Below are 1,243 nucleotides of genomic sequence, written 5' to 3' on the forward strand. Positions count from 1 at the left end.
TGACCTGCCCCCCGTCAGTCCCTCGATCATAACGAGAGTCTTGCGGTTAAATACGATGGCCCCTGCGCCTGCACAAGCGCGTCGGGCGTGATGCTCTCGTCCTGCTCGAACGCCCGACGCGCTTGTGCAGGCGTTCGATTTCCCAACGACGAGTGGGGCCGGACATTGTTGTAATCATAGCGCCAGATGGCCAGCTTCCGGCGGGCATCGGCCAGGCTGTCGAACAACTCCTCGTTGAGCAGTTCATCGCGCAGCGATCCGTTGAAGGACTCGATGAACCCATTCTGCTGGGGCTTGCCCGGATCGATGTAATGCCACTCGACCTTGTTCTTGCCAGCCCATTCCAGGATCGCCCGACTGGTGAACTCGGTTCCGTTATCGCTGACAATGCAAGCCGGTTTGCCATAGAGCCGCACCAGCGTATCAAGTTCACGCGCCACTCGGGCGCCCGAGATGCTGGTATCGCCGACCAGGCACAGGTTCTCCCGGCAGCAATCGTCATTGATGGCCAATATCCGGAATTTGCGCGACGCACCGAAGGTGTCCGACACAAAGTCCATCGACCAGCGTGCGCCCGGGATCAACGGCACGGGCATGGGGGTGCGACTACCACGCGCCCGTTTCCGACCCCGACGGCGACGAACCGACAGACCTTCCTCCCTGTAAATCCGATAGAGCTTCTTGTGATTCATGATCAGCCCCTGGCGTTCGAGCATGACGCCGATCCGGCGATAGCCAAAGCGGCGGCGCTTGCCCGCGACCTCACGCATGGCAACACGGATGGCACCATGGTCTGGCGGGCGTTCGCGCCGGACCGTCTTGGGATCGACACCAATCAGCACGCAGGCCCGGCGCTGGGAGATCTGAAAACCTCCCAGCACTTTGAGCACAGCATCACGCCGCTGGCTTGGCGTCGTCAGGCTTTTCCCAGCAGGTCCTTCAGGATGACGTTGTCGAGCATACTGTCCGCCAGCAAGCGTTTCAGCTTGCCGTTCTCGTCCTCAAGCTGACGCAGTCGGCGGGCATCGGACACCTCCATGCCGCCATACTTGCCCTTCAACTTGTAAAACGTCGCCGTGCTCAGCCCGTGCTTCCGGCAAATCTCGACCGTCGGCAGCCCGGCCTCCTGTTCCTTGATCATCCCGATAATCTGCGCTTCGGTAAAACGGCTCTTCCTCATACGTCTGCTCCTCTGTCGGCAGACTCTACATTAGAATGAGGGAACTCTCGGGGGGCAGGTCAC

General features: G+C 60.6%; 1 protein-coding gene. It reads right to left on the minus strand.

From position 1 onward, the window contains the following. Positions 1 to 26: 26 nt before the first annotated feature. A protein-coding gene (locus D0Z70_RS24470; protein ID WP_119750804.1) for an IS3 family transposase occupies positions 27 to 1,180 on the minus strand; the annotation gives its coding sequence in 2 pieces (ribosomal slippage) (positions 27 to 922 and positions 922 to 1,180; 1,155 coding nt in all). Positions 1,181 to 1,243: the final 63 nt, after the last annotated feature.

This window comes from Sphingobium terrigena (assembly GCF_003591655.1).
GTDB classification, from domain to species: Bacteria; Pseudomonadota; Alphaproteobacteria; order Sphingomonadales; family Sphingomonadaceae; genus Sphingobium; species Sphingobium terrigena.